Source organism: Devosia albogilva (genome assembly GCF_042685625.1).
GTDB classification, from domain to species: Bacteria; Pseudomonadota; Alphaproteobacteria; order Rhizobiales; family Devosiaceae; genus Devosia; species Devosia albogilva.
Window position 1 is genome coordinate 1,447,618 of the sequence record NZ_JBHUNP010000001.1, and the last position, 21,049, is coordinate 1,468,666.

15 protein-coding genes are annotated in these 21,049 nt (G+C 65.7%); 13 read left to right on the top strand and 2 right to left on the bottom strand.

Annotation, left to right across the window (positions count from 1 at the left end):
* The first annotated feature begins 85 nt into the window (after window positions 1-85).
* From ACFSX5_RS07340 to ACFSX5_RS07385, 10 genes are all read left to right on the top strand, one after another.
* Window positions 86-2,125 (top strand): methyl-accepting chemotaxis protein, encoded by a 2,040-nt coding sequence (locus ACFSX5_RS07340; protein ID WP_386832622.1) that lies wholly within the window; start codon window positions 86-88, stop codon window positions 2,123-2,125.
* Between the two features lie 171 nt (window positions 2,126-2,296).
* On the top strand, window positions 2,297-4,351 hold the full coding sequence (locus ACFSX5_RS07345) for a methyl-accepting chemotaxis protein (RefSeq protein WP_386832623.1): 2,055 nt from the start codon (window positions 2,297-2,299) through the stop codon (window positions 4,349-4,351).
* A gap of 145 nt (window positions 4,352-4,496) precedes the next feature.
* A complete protein-coding gene (locus ACFSX5_RS07350; protein WP_386832624.1) occupies window positions 4,497-6,965 on the top strand; it encodes a methyl-accepting chemotaxis protein in 2,469 nt (822 codons plus the stop codon).
* A gap of 146 nt (window positions 6,966-7,111) precedes the next feature.
* Window positions 7,112-8,713 carry a methyl-accepting chemotaxis protein gene (locus ACFSX5_RS07355; protein ID WP_386832625.1) on the top strand — a complete coding sequence of 534 codons (1,602 nt, stop codon included), beginning with the start codon at window positions 7,112-7,114 and terminating at the stop codon, window positions 8,711-8,713.
* 61 nt (window positions 8,714-8,774) lie between these two features.
* Window positions 8,775-9,161 carry a DUF1801 domain-containing protein gene (locus ACFSX5_RS07360; RefSeq protein WP_386832626.1) on the top strand — a complete coding sequence of 129 codons (387 nt, stop codon included), beginning with the start codon at window positions 8,775-8,777 and terminating at the stop codon, window positions 9,159-9,161.
* A gap of 38 nt (window positions 9,162-9,199) precedes the next feature.
* A complete protein-coding gene (locus tag ACFSX5_RS07365; RefSeq protein ID WP_386832627.1) occupies window positions 9,200-9,562 on the top strand; it encodes a methylglyoxal synthase in 363 nt (120 codons plus the stop codon).
* A 104-nt stretch (window positions 9,563-9,666) separates the two neighbouring features.
* The gene (locus tag ACFSX5_RS07370) at window positions 9,667-10,449 is read left to right on the top strand and encodes an ABC transporter ATP-binding protein (RefSeq protein ID WP_386832628.1); all 783 of its coding nucleotides are present in this window, start codon (window positions 9,667-9,669) and stop codon (window positions 10,447-10,449) included.
* 3 nt (window positions 10,450-10,452) lie between these two features.
* Entirely contained in the window at window positions 10,453-11,157 is a 705-nt protein-coding gene (locus ACFSX5_RS07375; RefSeq protein WP_386832629.1) for an ABC transporter ATP-binding protein, read from the top strand.
* Window positions 11,158-11,160: 3 nt separating this feature from the next.
* On the top strand, window positions 11,161-12,168 hold the full coding sequence (locus ACFSX5_RS07380; protein WP_386832630.1) for a branched-chain amino acid ABC transporter permease: 1,008 nt from the start codon (window positions 11,161-11,163) through the stop codon (window positions 12,166-12,168).
* Complete coding sequence (locus ACFSX5_RS07385) at window positions 12,165-13,490, top strand: branched-chain amino acid ABC transporter permease (protein WP_386832631.1); 1,326 nt, start codon at window positions 12,165-12,167, stop codon at window positions 13,488-13,490. Before ACFSX5_RS07380 ends, ACFSX5_RS07385 begins: the two co-directional genes overlap by 4 nt.
* 9 nt (window positions 13,491-13,499) lie before the next feature.
* Here ACFSX5_RS07385 and ACFSX5_RS07390 read toward each other — a convergent pair whose 3' ends face one another.
* Entirely contained in the window at window positions 13,500-14,423 is a 924-nt protein-coding gene (locus tag ACFSX5_RS07390; protein ID WP_386832632.1) for an SDR family oxidoreductase, read from the bottom strand.
* A 110-nt stretch (window positions 14,424-14,533) separates the two neighbouring features.
* Complete coding sequence (locus ACFSX5_RS07395) at window positions 14,534-15,742, bottom strand: ABC transporter substrate-binding protein (protein ID WP_386832633.1); 1,209 nt, start codon at window positions 15,740-15,742, stop codon at window positions 14,534-14,536.
* A 225-nt stretch (window positions 15,743-15,967) separates the two neighbouring features.
* On the opposite strand from ACFSX5_RS07395, the gene ACFSX5_RS07400 reads away from it, so the two are divergent.
* The 3 genes from ACFSX5_RS07400 to pyc all read left to right on the top strand — a co-directional run bounded on the left by ACFSX5_RS07400 (window position 15,968) and on the right by pyc (window position 21,049).
* On the top strand, window positions 15,968-16,990 hold the full coding sequence (locus ACFSX5_RS07400; protein WP_386832634.1) for a glycine betaine ABC transporter substrate-binding protein: 1,023 nt from the start codon (window positions 15,968-15,970) through the stop codon (window positions 16,988-16,990).
* Window positions 16,991-17,093: 103 nt separating this feature from the next.
* Entirely contained in the window at window positions 17,094-17,510 is a 417-nt protein-coding gene (locus tag ACFSX5_RS07405; RefSeq protein WP_386832635.1) for a TIGR01244 family sulfur transferase, read from the top strand.
* A 98-nt stretch (window positions 17,511-17,608) separates the two neighbouring features.
* The gene (pyc, locus tag ACFSX5_RS07410) at window positions 17,609-21,049 is read left to right on the top strand and encodes a pyruvate carboxylase (protein ID WP_386832636.1); all 3,441 of its coding nucleotides are present in this window, start codon (window positions 17,609-17,611) and stop codon (window positions 21,047-21,049) included.

A 21,049-nucleotide genomic window follows, 5' to 3' on the forward strand; every position in this document is an offset into this window, starting at 1 on the left:
CGGTTAACGGACACCGCCTAAAGTTGCGGCAAATGTGAAGCTTGGCGGCGGCAGGAGCCGGTGCGGGCTTCCGAGGGGGACCTCCATGCAAAAACTCACCGCCGCCTTCGGCAACGTCAGAATGACGACGCTAATTCTCTCGCTGGTACTTGTTTCGATCATCGGCTCGATCGCTGCCGTTTCGACCGGTATCTACCTGCAAGCCCGCAACTCCTCGATCATGGAGAGCGTCGACCTGCAGGGCAACAATCTGGCGGTCGCGGCAACCATTCTCGAACGCCGCATCTCCGGTTCCGTCCTCAACTGGAACGAGGACGGCACCATGGGTGAGTTCCAGGCCTGGGCCATTCCGCCCTTTTACGACACCCAGGTGATCGATTCCGTCACCCGCGTCACCCGGCAGGAATCCACCCTCTATGTGCTCAACAAGGACACCGGGGTGTTCGAGAGCAAGCTGACCAGCCTCGCCGCCCCCGATGGCACCAGGCTCAGCGGGCTCGTCATCGACGCGGATAACCCCGTGCACGCCCAGTTGATGGCGGGAGAGACGTTTATTGGCCAGTTCGACGATGCCAACGGCTCCTACCTTGCCGGCATCAAGCCGATGCGCAGCATCAATGGCGATCTGCTTGGCGCCATCATGGTCGGCACTCCGATCGCGGCCGTATCCGCTGCGGCAGACGCCACCATGGTGCCGATCCTGGCCGTCGGCGGTGCCGCTCTGGCCGGCTTCGGCCTGATCGGGTTCGTCCTGTCCCGCCTCATCACCCGCCCGATCCCGCGCCTTGCCAAGGCCATGGAGTCGATCGCCGCCGGCGACTACGAAACCAACGTTCCCTACGCCACCCAAGGCAACGAAGTCGGCGCCATGGCCCGTGCCGTGGAGATCTTCCGCGAGAACGGTCTGCGCGTCAGCCAGATGACCGAAGCCGAGGCCGCCCGCATCATTGCCGAACAGGAAAACCGGCAACAGATGATGGCCGAACTCCAGGCCGCCTTCGGCGAAGTGGTGGATGCCGCCGTTGCGGGCGACTTCACCCGCCAGGTCACGGTCGAGTTCCCCGATCCGGAGCTCAACGCCCTCGCCGGTAGCGTCAACAATCTCGTCTCCACCTTCAACCGCGGCGTCACCGAAATCGGCGAGGTGCTCGGTGCCATGGCCGATACCGACCTGACCCGGCGCATGCGCGGCGACTACGAGGGGGCCTTCGCCCGCCTCAAGAACGACGTCAACGCCGTCGCCGACAAGCTGACCGAGGTGGTCGGCCAGCTCCGCCACACCTCGGGTTCGCTCAAGACCGCGACCGGCGAGATCCTCTCCGGCGCCAACGACCTCAGCGAGCGCACCACCCGCCAGGCGGCCACCATCGAGGAAACCTCCGCCGCCATGGAGCAGCTGGCCTCGACCGTCATGCAGAACGCTCAGCGCGCCATTGAGGCCTCGACCAATGCCGCTCAGGTCACTCGCACCGCCGAGGACAGCGGCGAGGTGATGGATCGCGCCACCGAGGCCATGGAGCGGATCACCCAGTCCTCGGCCAAGATCTCCAACATCATCGGCATGATCGACGACATCGCCTTCCAGACCAACCTTCTGGCGCTGAATGCCTCCGTCGAAGCCGCCCGTGCTGGCGAAGCCGGCAAGGGCTTTGCGGTGGTTGCCGTGGAAGTGCGCCGCCTCGCGCAGTCCGCCGCCGGTGCTTCCGCCGAAGTCAAGGCGCTGATCGAGCAGTCCGCCGGCGAAGTGCGGTCCGGCTCCAAGCTCGTCGGCGACGCCGCCGGCAAGCTCAAGAGCATGCTCGAGGCTGCGCGTGGCAATCTCGGCCTGCTCGAATCCATCGCCAACGACTCCCGTGAACAGGCCTCGGCCATCGAGGAAGTGACCACGGCGGTCCGGACCATGGACGAGATGACCCAGCACAATGCCGCGCTGGTTGAAGAGACCAATGCCGCCATCGAGCAGACCGAGGCCCAGGCCACCGAACTCGACCGCATCGTCGAGATCTTCCGGCTCGACCAGCCCGCCACGCCGGCGCCGGTGCGCCGTAGCGAAGGCCCTGCGCCGCGCCAGCGTCTCGCCACCCACGGCAATGCGGCACTGGCGGAAGACTGGACCAGCTTCTGATCCACGCTCAACCACATCATCTCGAAACGGCGCCTCCGGGCGCCGTTCTTCTTGTGGTGGACGCCGGCTACCCGGTCAGCCGAACGGGTCATTAAGCATTCTCCAAGTCTTTCGGCCTTACCTTCGCCAATGGCTCTGCGGGAGCCGGGGGGAGCAGAGGTTTTCAAGAAGATGAAGCGGATTGGACACTGGCTTGGCAACGTCAAGCTGACGACGATGATTGCGGCGCTGGTGGTATCGGCGATCATTGTTTCCACCGTCGGTGTCGGTACGGCGGTGTTCTTGAATCTCACCGGATCGGTGCGCGAGACCGCCGGGCGGCAGCAGGTAGTCAACCTCAAGACCGCAGCGACCATACTCGAAAACAACATGTCCGGCACGGAAGTCGCGTGGTCCGATGATGGCAGCACCATCACCGGTATCTCGGCTTTCGGCATGCCGATCAGCTATTCTAACCACGGCATCGTCGATTCCATCGCCCGCATCACCGGTGAGGCAGCGACGCTGTTCGTTTTCGACGCTACGTCGCAGAATTTCGTTGCCGCGACCACGACCTTTGCCGATGCGGAAGGGAATCGCATACTCGGCACCGCGATCACGCAGGATAGCCCGATCTATGCCAGTGCCCAGGCTGGCACCGCCTATTCCGGCGAAGAAGTCATCGATGGGACGCCGTTCCTTGCTTCCTATCAGCCGATCGTCAACCGGCAGGGCAAGCCGCTCGGCATATTGTTTGTCGGCATGGACCAGACGCAGATCGATGGTCTCATCAACGAGACGCTGACGCTGATCGGTGCAGTCAGCGCGGCGACGCTGACCATTCTGGGTGCAATCGGCTGGGCGCTGTCGCGGTTGATGACGCGGCCGATCCCGGCGCTGGCGAAGGTGATGCAGCAGATTGCCGGCGGCGACTATGCCGCCGAGGTGCCCTATGGCGACCGCCAGAACGAAATCGGCGAGATGGCGCGGTCGGTGGAAGTGTTCCGCGACAATGGCCTCACGATGACCAATATGAGCGAGGAAGAACGTGCCGCGAGCCAACGCCGTCGCGCCGAGCGCACCGACATGATGGTGGCGCTGCAGGCCGCATTCGGGGAAGTGGTGGATGCAGCCATTGCCGGCGACTTCTCCAAGCGCGTCCATGCCCAGTTCCCGGATCCGGAGTTGAACTCTCTCGCCGGCAGCGTCAACACCCTGGTGGAGACCGTGGACCGTGGCATCGGCGAAACCGGCGCCGTCCTCTCCGCCCTTGCCCATGCGGACCTCACCCAGCGCATGCACGGCGACTATCGCGGCGCCTTTGCCCGGCTCAAGGCCGACACCAACGCCGTGGCCGACAAGCTCACCGAAGTGGTCGGCCAACTCAAGGCCACCTCGCGTCAGCTCAAGACCGCCACCGGCGAGATCCTCTCCGGCGCCAACGACCTGTCCGAACGGACCACCAGGCAGGCCGCGACCATCGAGGAAACCAGCGCCACGATGGAGCAACTGGCCAGCACCGTGGCCGACAATGCCCGCATGGCCGAAACCGCCAATGGCAAGGCGCAGGCGGTGTCCCAGAGCGCAACGCGCAGCGGCGCGGTGATGGACCAGGCCAACTCGGCCATGGAACGGATCACCCATTCCTCCGCCAAGATTTCCAACATCATCGGCATGATCGATGACATTGCCTTTCAGACCAATTTGCTGGCGCTGAACGCATCGGTCGAAGCGGCGCGGGCCGGCGAGGCCGGCAAGGGCTTTGCAGTGGTCGCCGTGGAAGTCCGGCGACTGGCCCAGTCGGCCGCCTCGGCTTCCGCCGAGGTCAAGGCGCTGATCGAACAGTCGGCGACGGAAGTGAATGGCGGCAGCAAGCTCGTTTCCGATGCCGCGGCGCAGCTTTCCGCCATGCTCGCTGCCGTCAACGAAAACGCCGAGCTGATGCACGCGATTACCGAGGCCAGCCGCGCGCAGGCGGCCGCTATCGACGAGGTCAGCGTCGCCGTGCGTACGCTCGACGAGATGACCCAGCACAATGCCGCCTTGGTGGAAGAGACCAACGCGGCGATCGAGCAGACTGAAGCGCAAGCCAGCCAACTCGACCAGGTGATCGGCATCTTCACCGTTGCGCCGGCGGCCGACGCTGCACGTCCGGTTCGTGTCGCGGGCGACAAGGTGAAGTCCGCAGCCCGATCCTATTTGAGCCAGGGCAATGCCGCTGTGGCTGAGGACTGGAACGAATTCTAGGTCGGCTGCTGCCATGCCTCGGAAGGGCAGCCAATGCAGCCCTTCCTTAACCATTCCGCTCTTACGCTCCCACCAACATGACCGCGGAGAGGAGCTGCGGGCCATGCCCTGACAAGGCGATGCCGCAACTCCGGAAGGTCCGCTCATGACCAAGCTCAAACTTGCCTTCAAGCTCCCCGCCATCGTGGTGGCGCTGGTCCTGCTGACCGGAGCAAGCCTGGCAGTCGCCGCCTACTTCGCCGGGACCTCCATCGTCACTGGCCAAACCGAGCAGCGCCTGAGCTCGGCCGCCAGCAACGCCCACACCGCGCTTGATGCGTATCTCAAGGAGGTCTCGGCCGACCTGTCGCTGTTTGCGGCACGCTCCGAGGTGGTCGCAGCGATCGACACCTTCTCGGGCGCCCTCTATTCGCTAAAGGGCCAGGGCAACCCGACCGAGATCCTGCAGCAGGCCTATATCACCGACAATCCGAACCCCGCCGGTGAGCGCCTCTTGCTCGATACGTCCGACAAGGTGCCGGTGTATGACCTTCACCACCGAACCCTCAATGCCGACTTCCGTGCCCTGCTGCAGACGCGCGGCTACTACGACATCTTCTTGTTCGACTACCAGGGCATGAACGTCTACACGGTCGCCAAGGAGCCCGACTTCGCCACCGGCTTTGCCGAAGGCGCGGGTCCTTGGGCCGACACCGACCTCGGCCGCATCGTGCGTGCCGCCCTTGCCGCCGAACCGGGACAAGTGTTCCTCTCCGATTTCGCTCCCTATGGTCCGAGCAACGGTGCGCCCGCCAGCTTCATCGCCCAGCCGGTTTTCCAGCAGGGCATGCTGGTCGGCGTGCTGGCCTTCCAGCTCCCTGCCGAGCGCATCGGTACCGTGCTTGCCCGCACGCGCGGTCTGGGCGAGAGCGGCGAGATCTACCTCGTCGGCGCGGACGGTCTCGCACGCACGGATTCCCCACTCACTGAGGGCAACGACGTTCTGACCCTCTCGCTCGACAGCGAAGTGGTACGCGCGGCGATCTCCGGCGCGCCCGGCATGGGGCTGATGCCGCACATAGACGGCCAGTCCTATGTGGTTGCGGCCGAGCCACTGAGCTTCGGCGGCGTCAGTTGGTCTGTCGTGGCCCTCGAAAGCGTTGCCGATATCACCGCTCCGATCGATGGCCTCCGCACTATGCTGATCGCCATCGGGGGCGTCCTGCTCGCCCTGGCGGGATTGTCGGCCATACTGTTTGCCCGCAGCATCACCCGCCCGGTGACGCACCTCACGACGGCGATGACCGAGATCGCCGCCGATCGGCTCGACGTGGGGGTTCCCGGCCTCGAGCGCGTCGATGAACTCGGCGACATGGCTGCAGCAGTGGAAGTGTTCCGCCAGAACGGCCTGCGCATGGCCGAACTGCGCCGGGCCGAACAGGGCATGCATGCCGAGCGCGCCGGGCAGGTCGCCATGGTGGAAGCGCTGCAGCGCGACATCGGCCGGGTTGCCGCAGCGGCAAGAGCCGGTGACTTTACCGGCCGCGTCGATACCAACCTGCCCGATCCGGAACTGCGCCGCCTGGGCGAGGACGTAAACGGACTCGTGGCAACGGTCGAACGCGGGCTGGGCGAAACCTCGACCGTGCTCGCCGCCCTCGCCCAGGCCCAACTCGATCTTCGCGTTACCGGCGAGTACCAGGGCGCTTTCGCCCGGCTCAAGGATGACACCAACAGCGTCGCCGAACAGTTCACCGGCATTGTCGGACGGCTCCGTGCCACGTCCAGCGCGTTGCGCACGGCTACGGGTGAGATCCTTGCCGGTGCCAACGACCTCTCCGACCGCACTACCCGACAAGCGGCAACGCTGGAAGAAACCGGTGCCGCCATCGAACAACTGAGCCGCACCGTTGCCGACAACGCCGCCGGCGCGGAACATGCCAGCCGCAACGCCAGCGCGGTCTCCGAAGAAGCCCAGGCCGGCGGTAGCGTCATGGAGGAAGCCACGGCCGCCATGGGCCGGATCAGCCAATCTTCGGCGCGCATCTCCGACATCATCGGCATGATCGATGACATCGCCTTCCAGACCAACCTCCTGGCTCTGAACGCTTCCGTGGAAGCCGCGCGCGCCGGCGACGCCGGCAAGGGCTTCGCCGTGGTGGCGGTGGAGGTCCGCCGTCTGGCGCAGTCCGCCGCCAACGCATCTTCCGAGGTCAAGGCGCTGATCGAAGCCAGCAGCAAGGAAGTGACCACCGGCACTCGCCTGGTGACCGGCGCCGCGCAGCGCCTTCAGACGGTGCAGCAGGGCATCCGTGCCAATGCCGAAGCCCTGCTGGCGATCGCCCGGCAGAGCCGTGACCAGGCCGCCGCCTTCGGCGAGGTCACCACCGCGGTGCGCACGCTCGACGAGATGACCCAGCACAATGCTGCACTGGTCGAACAAACCAACGCCGCCATCGAGCAGACGGAAGCCCAGGCGCGTGAACTCGACGAAGTGGTGGCGATCTTCAGGACCGGCGAGGCTGCCGTCGCGGCCGCAGCCCCTGGCCGCGGTGACGCCAGGCACGTACAGCCGGTGCCGCGCTTCCGCACGGCCGGCAACGCTGCCATTTCCGCGGACTGGAACGAGTTCTAGCCCGCCTGGAAATTCAAGCACGACCAGAACTTAAGCGCGCCGCAGCAGATCGTTAACCACTGCGGGCCGAGAACCGGCCGGGCGGCGTTCTGCTGCCACGGCGCGGCCATTCGGGTGCCGCGGCGCTGCGTCACGAGCACGGGTCCATGAACAAAAGTACCGCCTCCGCCCCTACTATCGACGACTCCCTGCAGAGCCGGCTCGACTTCATCGGCCTCGATACCGAAACCCGGTCCAGGCTGGCCAGCGTTCAGACCCACGCCGCCAACCACCTGGAACCCGCCCTCGAGAGATTCTACGCCAGGATCGCGACCGTGCCGGCGGTCGCACGGTTCTTCGACGGCAAGCCGCAGATGGATCGGGCCCAGGCCAAGCAGGCCGAACATTGGCGCGCCATCCTCACCGGCCAGCTCGACGACGACTACCTCGAGGCAAGCACCCGCGTCGGTTTGCGTCACGCCAAGATCGGGCTCGAGCCGCGCTGGTATATCGGCGGCTACGGCGTCATCGTCGAAACCATGATCAAGGGCATGGTCCACGACATGATGCGCGAGGCCCTGACCCCGAAGAAGGGCCGTTTCGGCCGCCCTGCCCGGCTCGATCCGGAAGCAGTGCTGGCAGATGCGGACGAGATGGCGATGGCGCTGGCGGCGATGCTGAAATCCATGCTGCTCGACATCGACCTTGGCGTGTCCGCCTATTTCGACAAGCTGACCGCCGACGCCCGTGCTGCCGACGATGCTGCCCGCGCCCGCATCGAAAGTGCCGTGAGCACCATCGGCTCGGTGCTGCAGGATGTGGCGGAAGGCGACCTCACCAGCCGGGTCACCGAAGACCTCGCACCGGAGTTCAGCCGGATCAAGAACGACACCAATGCCGTAGTCGAACAACTCGCGGGCATCGTCAGCTCCCTGCGCCATACCTCGCGGTCGGTGAAGACCGCCACCAGCGAAATCCTCTCTGGAGCCAATGACCTCAGCGACCGCACCACCCGCCAGGCGGCCACCATCCAGCAGACCTCGACAGCGGTCGAGCAACTGACCGGCACCGTGGCGCAGAACGCCAGCCGGGCCGCCTCGGCCAGCGACCGCGCCCGGCAACTTGCGCAGGAAGCCACGGAGGGCGGCAGTGTGATGAGCCGGGCCACTGAAGCCATGGCGGCGATCGAGACCTCTTCGAGCAAGATCTCCAGCATCATCAAGCTCATCGACGACATCGCCTTCCAGACCAACCTCCTGGCCCTCAACGCCTCGGTCGAGGCAGCCCGCGCTGGCGAGGCGGGCAAGGGTTTCGCGGTCGTCGCGGTCGAGGTCCGTCGCCTGGCCCAAAGCGCCGCGGAAGCCTCGGCCGACGTCAAGGCGCTGGTCGAAGCCAGTGCCCGCGAGGTCAAGGGCGGCACGAGCCTTGTGGATGAAGCCGCAGAGAAACTGGCCGACATCCTTGCCGGAGCCGAGGAAAGCGCGTCGCTGATCGACGAGATCGCCCGCGCCAGCCGCGAACAGTCGGCGGCACTGGCGGAAATCGCCGTGGCTACCCGCACCATGGACGAGATGACCCAGCACAACGCTGCGCTGGTGGAACAAACCAATGCGGCGATCGAGCAGACCGAGGCGCAGGCCACCGAGCTGGATCGCATCATCGAGGTGTTCCGCGTCGATGATACCGCCGCCACCGGAGTTACGCCGTCCGCTCCTCGCCTCGTGGTGGCCGGCAACACAGCACTGAAGCAGGACTGGAACGCATTCTAGCTTCTGCTGACACTGTCCGGCAGCAGCACTGGACATGCTGGCGCTCCAATGGAGCGTCGCCATGCCCGCAGTGTCAGCCGTTGTCGACATCAACAGTTCGCCGGAGTTCGAGGCGCTGCTAGCGCCGCGTCCACCAGCCATTGCCGCCCTGACGCGGCGGCTGGTGTCCCTGATCGCCGCCTATCCCGGACTCGAGGCGCGGGTCATGCCCGGCTGGGGTTCGGTGAACTTCCGGCACTCTCGGGCCGGGCACGTCTGCGGAGTGTTCCCGTCGGCCGACGGCGTCGCCCTCTATTTCGAGCACGGCCGCCTGCTCCATGATCCGGACGGACTTCTCGAGGGCAAGGACCTCAAGCGCGGGCGAATGCTGCGCCTCCGCCCGGACGCCGAGGTCCCTGTTGGGCCAATAGGGGCCTTCCTGGCCGAAGCCATTGCCCTGTTCGCCTGAAGCGTGCATCAAGGCGCCAACCGGTTGGGGGAGCAGCAATGGCACGCATCGGCCTTGTGGCGCATGACGACAAGAAGGACGAGTTGTGCGCCTGGGCCAGGCGCCACCGGGTCAAGCTCGGCGAACACGAGCTGTGGGGCACCGGCACCACCGGTAGCCGCGTCATCGCCGAAACGGGCCTCGCCGTGAACCTGCTCAAGAGCGGCCCGCTCGGCGGGGATCAGCAACTCGGCGCCATGATCGCAGAAGGTCGTCTCGACGTGCTCGTCTTCTTCATCGACCCGATGACGGCCCAGCCGCATGACGTGGACGTCAAGGCGCTGACCCGCCTCGCCACCCTCTACGATGTTCCCTGCGCCGTGAACAAATCCACTGCAGATGCCGTGCTCGCTTTCATTTGACCGTCCGGTCAAGGTTGACCGGCTGCCGCTGTTATGAACAGATGCCGCAAATTTGCCCGGATTTAACCGGGTGGGCATAGTTCAGGAACATCGGGGCCGGGTATTTGTCCTCCGACTTGGTTATTGACGTTCGCAACGTCAGCAAGCGCTTCGGCGGCCTAACGGCCGTCAACAACTGCTCGCTTTCCGTTCGCCGCGGCTCCATCACCGGGCTGATCGGCCCGAACGGCGCGGGCAAATCCACGCTGTTCAACATCGTCGCCGGCAACATCGTGCCCGACGAAGGCGCGGTGATCTTCGACGGCGAAGATGTCACCGGCATGAAGCCGCATCAGTTGTTCCGCGCCGGCATGCTGCGCACCTTCCAGATCGCGCATGAATTCTCCAACATGACCGCGCTCGAGAACCTGATGATGGTGCCCGGCGACCAGCCGGGGGAGCATCTGGCCTATTCCTGGTTCCGGCCCTGGCTGGTGCGTGGGCGGGAGATCGAGGTCCGCAAGAAGGCGCTCGACGTCATCGACTTCCTCAAGCTCGGCCACGTCCGCAACGAACTCGCCGGCAATCTTTCGGGCGGCCAGAAGAAACTGCTCGAGCTGGGCCGCACCATGATGGTCGACGCTAAGGTCGTGCTGCTCGACGAGGTCGCCGCCGGCGTCAACAAGACCCTGCTCAACGACCTTGCCGCCAATATCGAGCGCATGAATCGCGAACTCGGCTACACCTTCTTCGTCATCGAGCACGACATGGACCTGATCGGCCGGCTCTGCGATCCGGTGATCGTGATGGCTCAGGGCGAGAAGATCGCCGAAGGACCCATGGCTGAAATCCGCGCCAACCCCGCCATCGTCGAAGCCTATTTCGGCACTCCGGTGGAGGCTGCGTAGCCGATGCCGCTGATCGAACTGAAACACGTGGTGGCCGGCTATGGCGGCGCACCCATCCTCAACGGCGTCGATATCGCCATCGAGAAGTCCGACATCGGCGTGATCGTCGGGCCGAATGGTGCCGGCAAGTCGACGACGCTGAAGGCCATCTTCGGCCTGCTCAAGGTCACCGGCGGCACCATCACCTTTGCCGGCGAGGACATCGCCAATTCCCTGCCCGACAAGCTGGTGCCGAGGGGCCTCAGCTTCGTGCCGCAGGAAAAGAACGTCTTCACCTCGATGACGGTGGAAGAGAACCTCGAAATGGGCGCCTTCACGCGCCGTGACGATTTTTCCGAGACCATGGCCTGGGTCTACGAGATGTTTCCGGTGCTGGCGGAAAAGCGCCGCCAGCCGGCCGGCGAACTCTCCGGCGGCCAGCGCCAGATGGTGGCCATGGGCCGCGCCCTGATGAGCAAGCCAAGCCTGTTGATGCTCGACGAGCCCTCGGCAGGCCTGTCGCCCCGCTACGTGATCGAAATCTTCGAGACCATCGTACGTGTGAACCAGGAGGGTGTCGGCATCCTGATGGTCGAACAGAACGCGCGCCAGGCGCTGGCCTTCGCCAGCAAGGGCTTCGTGCTGGCGGGCGGGCAGAACCGTTTCACCGGCACCGGCGCCGAGCTCATCGCCGATCCCGAAGTGGCCAAGAGTTTCCTGGGGGGCTAGGCGGTGGACGAACTCATTTTCTTCATCAACCGCGTGTTGATTTCCGGCACCGTGCTGGGCTCGATCTATGCACTGGGTGCCATCGGCGTCACGCTGATCTTCGGCATTCTGCGCTTCGCCCACTTCGCCCATGGCGACATGATGACCATGGGTGCCTTCGTCGCCCTTATCCTCGCCTCGGCGCTAGCCGCCATGGGGATCATCCTGCCGCTGCCCATGGGCTTCGTGGTGCTGCCGGCGGCGATGGTGATCACCGCCCTGCTGGCGCTCGGCATCGACAAGGGCTTTTACGCGCCCCTGCGCGCCCGCGGCGCCAAACCGGTGACGCTGCTGATCGCCTCGATCGGCGTCACCCTGATGATTCAGGGCCTGATCCGTCTGATCTTCGGCTCCGGCACCCGCCAGCTCTATGTCGGCGGTGAACCCAAGGACATCTTCCGCTTCGACATGGAATGGCTGGGCGGGTCGCGCCCCATCAGCATCACCGAACCGCAGCTGATCATGTTCGTCGTGACGGCCATCATCGTCGTCGCGCTTCACCTCTTCCTCACCCGCTCGCGTCTCGGCAAGGCCATGCGCGCCATGGCCGACAATGCCGCACTGGCGCAGGTTTCCGGCATCAACACCGCTCTGGTGGTGCGGGTCACTTGGGTGATCGCCGGCTCGCTCGCCTGCGTCGCCGGCACCATGCTGGCGCTCGACGTGGCGCTGATGCCCGACCTCGCGTTCAACATCGTGCTGCCGATCTTCGCCGCCGCCATCGTCGGCGGGCTCGGCCATGCCTATGGCGCCATCGTCGGCGGCTTCCTGATCGCATTCGCCGAGACGCTGGCCGTGTTCAACTGGACCGCCGTGCTGCGCCCACTGAACGCCGTGCTCCCCGAAGGCATGGCGCTGCCGGCGAACCTCGCGCTGGTGCCGACCGAGTATAAACTCACCGTGGCCTTCGTGATCCTGGTCATCACCCTGCTCGTGCGCCCCACGGGTATCTTCAAGGGAGCTTCGACATGAGCGCCGCTTCCAACGCTGCCACGACTGGCTGGGACAGCCCCTTGCGTCGTGGCCTGATGCTGTTCGCGCTGATGTTCCTGATCGTCGTGGTGGTCGGCGTCGTCCAGGGCACTGCCTCGATCCTCCTGATCCTCACCCAGGCGACGGCCTTCGCGCTGATCGCGCTCGGGCTCAACATCCAGTGGGGCTATGGCGGGCTGTTCAACTTCGCCATCATGGGCTTCCTGATGGTGGGCGGCGCCTCGACGGTGTTTCTGTCCTATCCCGTCAACCAGGTGTTCTGGGACGGCGAAGGTCCGATGCTGCTGGCCCGCGCGCTGATCGCCTTCCTGATCGGGTTGGGACTGGTGCTTCTGGTGCGCCAGAGTCACCGCATTGGCATCACCGGAAAGCTCAAGACCGCGCTGGTGATCCTCGCCTGGTTCGCCGCCTATGTGATCTACCGCAGCCAGATCGATCCCGCCGCCGCCTATATCGAGGCCAATGCCGGCTTCATCGGTGGGCTTGGCCTCCACCCGGTGCTCGGCTGGGCCTTTGGCGGCCTGGTTTCAGCGATCATCGCCTTATTCATCGGCCGCATCAGCCTTGGTCTCCGCACCGACTATCTCGCCATCGCCACTATCGGCATTTCCGAGATCCTGCGGGCGCTGATCAAGAACATGGACTGGCTGACCCGCGGCACCATGACGGTGTCGCCGATGCCCTGGCCGACTCCGCTGCCGCAGCAATTGCAGGCCGCCGGTTTATCGATTCCCGACAGCTTCACGTTCGCGCGGATCATGTTCCTTGCCATCTGCCTGGTCATCCTGGTCGGTGCGTTCCTGCTGGTCCAGCGCGCCTATGGCGGCCCGTGGGGCCGGATGATGCGGGCGATCCGCGACAACCACATCGCCGCCGCGTCGATGGGCAAGGACGTCACCAGCCGCCAGTTGGAACTGTTCGTCTTCGGCTCGATCCTGATGGGTATCGGCGGCGCCATGCTCGCCACCTTCACCCAGATCTTCGACCCCTCCGGCTACCAGCCGATCAACCACACCTTCATGGTCTGGGTGATGGTGATCGTTGGCGGTGCCGGCAACAACTGGGGCGTCGTGCTCGGGGCCTTCCTGATCTACATCGTCTGGGTCATCTCGGATCCCTTGGCGCAGTTGATCTTCCTCAACCTGTCGGCATTGACCGAAGCCATCGGCTGGGGCGCCATCCCGGAGATCGACTCGCGCGCCCTGCAGATGCGCGTCTTCGTGCTCGGCGTGGTGATCACCATCGCGCTGCGCTACGCGCCCAAGGGCCTGATTCCGGAAGTGGTGCGGCGCGAAACCTGATCGCGCCGCCTATAGCCCACCTGTCGCATAGCGCAGGTTGGCGAGATTTTCCGACACTGACCACAGCCGCTCGGCCGCAGCGTCATCATCGGCGGCCGCCGGCCGCTCCACGAGCTTCGGCTTGCCCCGCCAGCCGCCGAAATTCGACGGGCCGACATAGTCCAGTGGCGCCAGGTCAGGCTCCACGGCAGCGGCGACGATGGGCAGGGCGCCGGCTGCCGCGGACTGCGCCACCACCGAAGTGAACATCCCCGCCACCCGGGCCAGCATGCCATTGCCCATGCCGCTGGCGATCAGCCCGGTGCTGGCCAGACCCGGATGGGCGCTTACGCAACGCAGCCCCCACCCGGAGCGGTCACTGAGCTTCTGCAGATGCCGGGCGAAAAGAAGGTTCGCGAGCTTCGATTGCGCATAGGCATCCCACGGCTCATAGCCGCGCTCGAACTGCAGATCCTCGAAGCGCATCCGCCCGCGCCGGGAAGCATTGCTCGCAACCGACACCACCCGCGCCCGCCCAGCCTGCAACAGCGGCAACAGGCGTCCGGTCAGCGCATAATGCGCAAGATGGTTGGTGCCGAACTGCAGCTCGAACCCATCGGCCGTGGTGCGCCGCTCCGGTGGCATCATCACGCCGGCATTGTTGACCAGGATGTCGATGCGGCTGTGAGTGGCACCGATCCGCGCGGCGCCGGCCGCCACCTCTGCCAGGTCGGCCATGTCGAAGCGCTCGAACTCGACCGTACCCCGAGGCGCCTCCGTGGCGATCTCGCGAATGGCAGCGATCCCCTTTTCGGCGCTGCGGCCGCACAGGATCACATGTGCTCCCGCAACCGCCAGCATCCGCGCTGCTTCGAGCCCCACGCCGCTGGTTGCGCCGGTGACCAGCGCCACCTTGCCGGAAAGGTCTGGAACGTCCTGCTGGCTCGAGATCATGCCACCACTCCTTTGCTCGCGGGCTGCAACGACAGAGGCGTGGGAAGGTTCAGAAACGAAAGGGGCCCGGACGTCGCCGTCCGGGCCCCTGATGCTGAAGTCGGCGCTGACTACTCGATCAGGCCCTTGTTCACCACGTCGCCGCCTTCAACCACGAAGTAGTTGATGGCGCCGGCCACGTCGCCGACATCGTCGAACTCGACGGTGCCCGAGGCACCCTCGTAGTTGATGTCGGTACCGGCAGCGATCAGTTCCTTGGCCTTCTCCCACTCGCCCGGCAGGATGGTCTCGCCCGGAGCGTTGGCGACTTCACGCAAGGCAGCGGAGATGCCCTCGCGATCGGCCGAGCCGGACTTCTCGATGGCCAGAGCCAGGAGGAACACGGCGTCGTAGGAGTTGGTCACATAGGTGCCGTTGACGTCCTGGCCGGCAGCCTCGGTGAGGGCAGCAAGAGCGTCGAAGGCCGGACCTTCGGCCGGAGCGGCCTGGGTCAGGATCATGCCTTCGAGGTTGGCTGCATCGCGGGTGGCGAGCAGGGCTTCGCCGGCCATGCCGTCACCACCGACGAACAGGTCGAACGAACCGGCTTCCACAGCCTGGTTCAGGATGGCGCCGCCGCCGGCGTTCTCGTAGCCGTAGATCACCAGCGTGGTGGCGCCGGAAGCTTCGATCTGCCCGATTTCGGGACGGTAGTCGGCCTTGCCGTCTTCATGGGCGACATTGGCGAGAACGGTGCCGCCACCAGCCACGAAGGCTTCCTCGAACGCACCGGCAAGACCCGAACCGTAGTCGTTGTTGACATAGGTCAGGCCGACTTCGGTCACGCCCTGGGCCAGCAGCAGTTCGGCAGCCTTGACGCCCTGGATGGAGTCCGGAACAACGTCACGGAACACGAGGTCGTTGTCCTCGAGTTCGGCGACGGCCGGAGCGGTCGAGGCCGGCGAGATCATCACCACATTGCCCGGGATGGCGGAGCCGTTGGCACCGGCAATGGTGGCGCCGGAGCAGTAGCCGCCGAAGATGGCAACGACGTTCTCGGCATTGACCAGACGGTCGGCGGCCGGACCGGCGGAACCGCCGTCACAGGCCGAGTCGGCCAGCACGGAGGTCAGGTTCTGACCGTCGAGGATGCCACCCTGATCGTTCACATGGGTGATGGCCAGGTTGCCGGCGTCCACCATGCCAGGAGCAAAGCCCGCAATCGGCCCGGTCACGTCGGCGAGGAAGCCGATCTTGACCTCCTGGGCCAGAACCGGAGCGGCAGCGAACAGCGTGGTGGCGGCAACGGCCAGGGTCAGGGTCTTGTGGATTTTGCGCATGTACGTCCCTCTGCTGGGTCGCAAACCGCCGGGCGGTCCTTGGCGGACCCTTCCTTGCGGGCGGCGCGACGCGATATAGGGGGCGCTCCCTTGGCGCCCCGCCGGCAGGACTGTTGCACATTTTCTTGCGCCGAGTCACCGGTGATTGCGCGCGAATTCTGATTGCCGCTGCGGTTGCTTAACGCGATGGGTTTCGCCAAAGATCGACCCGCGATGGAGGCTCCCATGCACATCCGGCACCTGGCCGCGACCCTGATCCTCTTTGCCGCCGGATTGGCTGTTCCCGCCATGGCGCAGGTCAGCGTCCTGGACCAGGCCCAGGATCAAGCCGCCGCATCCGCCGAACCACCGGCGCCCTGCGGCACCCGCCCCCTCAGCATCGCCCGGATGGCCTGGCCATCCGCCGAACTGCTGGCCGAAATCCACGCCCGCATTCTCACCCGCAGTTTCGGCTGCACGGCCGAAGTGGTGCCCGGCGATCTCGCCGCAACAGCATCCGCCATGGGCTCGACCGGCCAGCCTGCCGTCGCGCCGGAAATGTGGCCCACCCGCGCCGTGGAAGTCTGGAATGCCGGCATTGAAGCGCAGATGCTCCGCCAGGCCGCACCAACCTTTGCGGAGACCCAGCTCGAGGGCTGGTACGTGCCCGACTACCTGGCGGCGTCCCTGCCACAGCCCATCACCGCCGCCGATCTTGCCGCTGCGCTCCCCACCATCAGCGACGGCAATCCGGTGCGCTTCATCTCCTGCCCGCCCGACTGGGCCTGCTCGGTGATCAACCGCAACCTCGTTGCCGCGCACGGCCTGACGGATCTGGTGGACCTGGTCGAGCCCGCCAACCGCTTCGAGATGGACACCCTGCTCGCCGAGGCGGTCAGCCGCTCCGAGCCGATCATCTTCTACTACTGGGCGCCGAACGCGGTGCTGTCGCAGTTCAACTTCCTGCCGCTCGACATGGGCGAGTATATCGAGGAAGCTGCCCAGTGCCTCGCGCGTCGCGCCTGCCCTTCGCCCGCGCCGAGCGCTTTCGCCGCTGAGCCTGTGGTGATCGCGGTGAGCGAGTGGGTATTCACCGAAGCACCGCAGGTTGCCGGTTACCTTCAGCGCGCCAGCCTGCCGCTCGAGGAAATGAACGCCATGCTCGCCCAACTCAGCGAGACCGGCAGCACCGTCGAGGGCGTCGCCGACCGCTTCGTGGCGGAACGCGGTGAGGTCTGGGAGCCGTGGGTGGGTGCGGCCCTCCCCTGAACCTGACCCATATCAGCCCTACGGCGCAGTTGCGTCCCCGCGGGTACGGTGGATATAACGGGCGCCGCGAGGGGCAGTGACGGCGACAGCGGGGAGTAGCGACTTGGACCTGAAGCGAATCAACGACCGGATCACGGTTGCCGGGCAGATCCAGCCCGAGGACGTGGCGACGCTCAAATCCCTCGGCTTCACCACCATCATCAACAACCGGCCCGATGACGAGTCTCCGGACCAGCCGGCCGGCAGCGAGATCGCCGCCGCCGCGGCGGCCGCCGGGCTCTCCTACCACGCCATTCCACTCGGTCGTGAAGGGGTGACACCCGACATGGTGGAGCGCACCAAGGCGGCGGTCGAATCGAGCCCAGGCCCGGTCTTTGCCTTCTGCCGCTCGGGCACCCGCTCCACCACGCTGTGGGCGCTGTCGCAGGCCGGCGAACGCCCCGCCGACGAGATCATCTCCGAAGCCGCCGGTGCCGGCTACGACATGAGCCACCTGGCTGGCCATCTCAGCCGCACATAACAGCCCCGTGACGGTTGGGGCGCCTCAGCCGTCCTGCCGTCGGCTATGCTGGCCCGGCCGCGAGGCCGTCCATCTCCTCTGCCCGGACATTTAAATCGATGCCAATCAAGAAGATCCTCGTCGCCAACCGCAGCGAAATCGCCATCCGCGTGTTTCGCGCCGCCAACGAGCTCGGACTCAAGACCGTGGCGGCCTATGCCGAAGAGGATAAGCTGGCGCTCCATCGCTTCAAGGCCGACGAGGCCTATCTGATCGGCAAGGGGCTGGGCCCGGTCGAGGCTTACCTGCAGATCGACGAATACATCCGCATCGCCCGCATCTCCGGTGCAGATGCCATTCATCCGGGCTACGGATTGCTGTCGGAATCGCCCGAATTCGCCGATGCCTGTGAGGATGCCGGCATCATCTTTATCGGCCCTCGCGCCCAGACCATGCGCGACCTCGGCAACAAGGTCGCCGCCCGCAACATGGCGATCAAGGCCGGCGTGCCGGTGGTTCCTGCCACCGACGCCCTGCCCGACGACATGGACGAAGTGCGGCGCATGGCCGCCGAAATCGGCTATCCGCTGATGCTCAAGGCCTCATGGGGCGGCGGCGGCCGCGGCATGCGGCGGATCATGGACGAAAAATCCCTGGTCCACGAAGTCTCCGAAGGCAAGCGCGAGGCCAAGGCCGCTTTCGGCAAGGACGAGATGTATCTCGAAAAGCTCGTCGAGCGCGCGCGCCATGTCGAGGTGCAGTTGATCGGCGACGACCACGGCAACCTGGTTCACCTCTATGAGCGCGACTGCTCGGTGCAGCGCCGCAACCAGAAGGTGGTCGAGCGCGCGCCGGCGCCCTACCTGTCCGATGCCGGCCGCCAGGACCTCACCGACGCCGCCGTGAAGCTCGGCAAGGCGGCCAACTACCGGGGCGCCGGCACCGTCGAGTTCCTGATGGATGCCGACACCGAGGAATTCTACTTCATCGAGGTCAATCCGCGCATCCAGGTCGAGCACACCGTCACCGAGGAGGTGACCGGCATCGACATCGTCAAGGCGCAGATTCACGTGCTCGACGGCGCGGTGATCGGCACGCCGGAATCGGGTGTCCCGCGGCAGGAAAACATCCGCCTCAACGGCAATGCCATCCAGTGCCGCGTCACGACCGAGGACCCGGAGCAGAACTTCATCCCCGACTATGGTCGCATCACCGCCTATCGCGGCGCCACCGGCTTCGGCGTGCGCCTTGATGGCGGCACCGCCTATACCGGCGCGGTCATCACCCGCTACTACGATCCGCTGCTCGAAAAGGTCACCTGCTGGGCGCCGAGCGCCGACGAGGCCATCGCCCGCATGCACCGCGCCCTGCGCGAATTCCGCATCCGTGGGGTGTCGACCAACCTCGCCTTCCTCGAAAACATCATCACCCACCCGGACTTCCTCGAGAACCGCTACACCACGCGCTTCATCGATACGACGCCGGACCTGTTCAACTTCAAGCCGCGCAAGGATCGCGCGACCAAGCTGCTCAGCTACATCGCCGACGTCACCGTCAACGGCCACCCGGAAGTGCGCGACCGGCCACGACCGCCCGCCGACGCGGCCGCTCCCGTCGTCCCCGAGTTCCCGCCGCTGTCCGTCATCGAGGGCAGCCGGCAGGTTCTGGATCGCGACGGCCCGGCCGGCCTTGCCCGCTGGATGAAGAGCCAGGAACGGGTGCTGTTCACCGACACCACCATGCGCGATGCACACCAGTCGCTGCTCGCGACGCGCATGCGCTCCTTCGACATCACCCGCATCGCCCAGGCCTATTCGCGCGGGCTGCCGAACCTGTTCTCGCTCGAGTGCTGGGGCGGCGCCACCTTCGACGTCGCCATGCGCTTCCTCAACGAGGACCCGTGGGAGCGGCTCGCCAAGGTGCGTGAGGGCGCACCCAACATCCTCACCCAGATGCTGCTGCGCGGCTCCAACGGCGTCGGCTACACCAACTACCCCGACAATGTGGTCAAGTTCTTCGTCCGGCAGGCGGCCAGGGGTGGCGTCGACGTCTTCCGCGTCTTCGACTGCCTCAACTGGGTCGAGAACATGCGCGTCTCGCTCGATGCGGTGATCGAAGAGAACAAGGTCGCCGAAGGCGTCATCTGCTACACCGGCGACCTCTTCGATGCCGACCGCAGCAAGTACGACCTCAAATACTATGTGGGCCTTGCCAGGGAATTGGAGGCAGCCGGCGTCCACGTCCTCGGCATCAAGGACATGGCAGGGCTCCTCAAGCCTGCCGCCGCCAAGAAGCTCATCTCCACGCTGAAGCAGGAAGTCGACCTACCGATCCACCTCCACACCCACGACACGTCCGGTGCCTCGGCCGCGACTGTTCTGGCGGCTGTGGAAGCCGGGGTCGACGCAGTCGATGCCGCCATGGATGCGCTGTCCGGCACCACCTCGCAGCCGACCCTCGGCTCGCTGGTGGCAGCCCTCGCCGGCGGCGAGCGCGACCCTGGGCTCGACGCCACAGCCATCCGCCAGATCTCGTTCTACTGGGAAGCGGTTCGCACGCAGTACCGCGCCTTCGAGAGCGACCTCAAGGGCGGTGCTTCGGAGGTCTATCTCCACGAAATGCCGGGCGGCCAGTTCACCAACCTCAAGGAGCAGGCGCGCTCACTCGGGCTCGAGACCCGCTGGCATGAAGTCGCGCAGACCTATGCCGACGTGAACCGGATGTTCGGCGACATCGTCAAGGTGACGCCCTCGTCCAAGGTGGTCGGCGACATGGCGCTCGCCATGGTCTCCGCAGGCCTGACCCGCGCGGAGGTGGAAGACCCCGGCCGCGACATCGCCTTCCCTGATTCCGTCGTGGGCTTCTTCATGGGCGATCTCGGCCAGCCGCCGGGCGGCTTCCCCGAGGCGCTGCAGAAGAAGGTACTCAAGGGCAAGGCGCCGCTGACCGACCGGCCCGGTTCCTACCTCGAGGATGTCGATCTCGAAGCCGAGCGCAACAAAATCGCCGAAGAGGTCGGGCACGAGATCGACGATTTCCGCCTCGCCTCGTACCTTATGTACCCCAAGGTCTATTCGGACTTCGAAAAGACCCAGGAGCGCTACGGCCCCACCGAGGTGCTCCCGACGCCGGTCTATTTCTACGGCCTCAACGAGGGCGACGAGCTCTTCGTCGACATCGAAAAGGGCAAGACCCTCGTCATCAACTACCTCGGCTGCGCTCCGACCAACGACAAGGGCGAAGTCCGGGTGTTCTTCGACCTCAACGGCCAGCCGCGCACCATCACCGTGCCCGACCGCCTCAAGGCCGGCGACATCAAGGTCCGCGCCAAGGCACAGGCAGGCGACCCGAAGCAGGTCGGCGCCCCCATGCCGGGCGTGATCTCGACTCTTGCGGTCAAGGAAGGCCAGACGGTTCAGGCCGGCGATGTGCTCTGCTCGATCGAGGCGATGAAGATGGAAACCGCCATCCACGCCGAAGTGGATGGCGTCGTGGCCGAACTCCTGATCCGCCCCGGTGACCAGATCGACGCCAAGGACCTGCTGGTCCGGCTGGAGTAG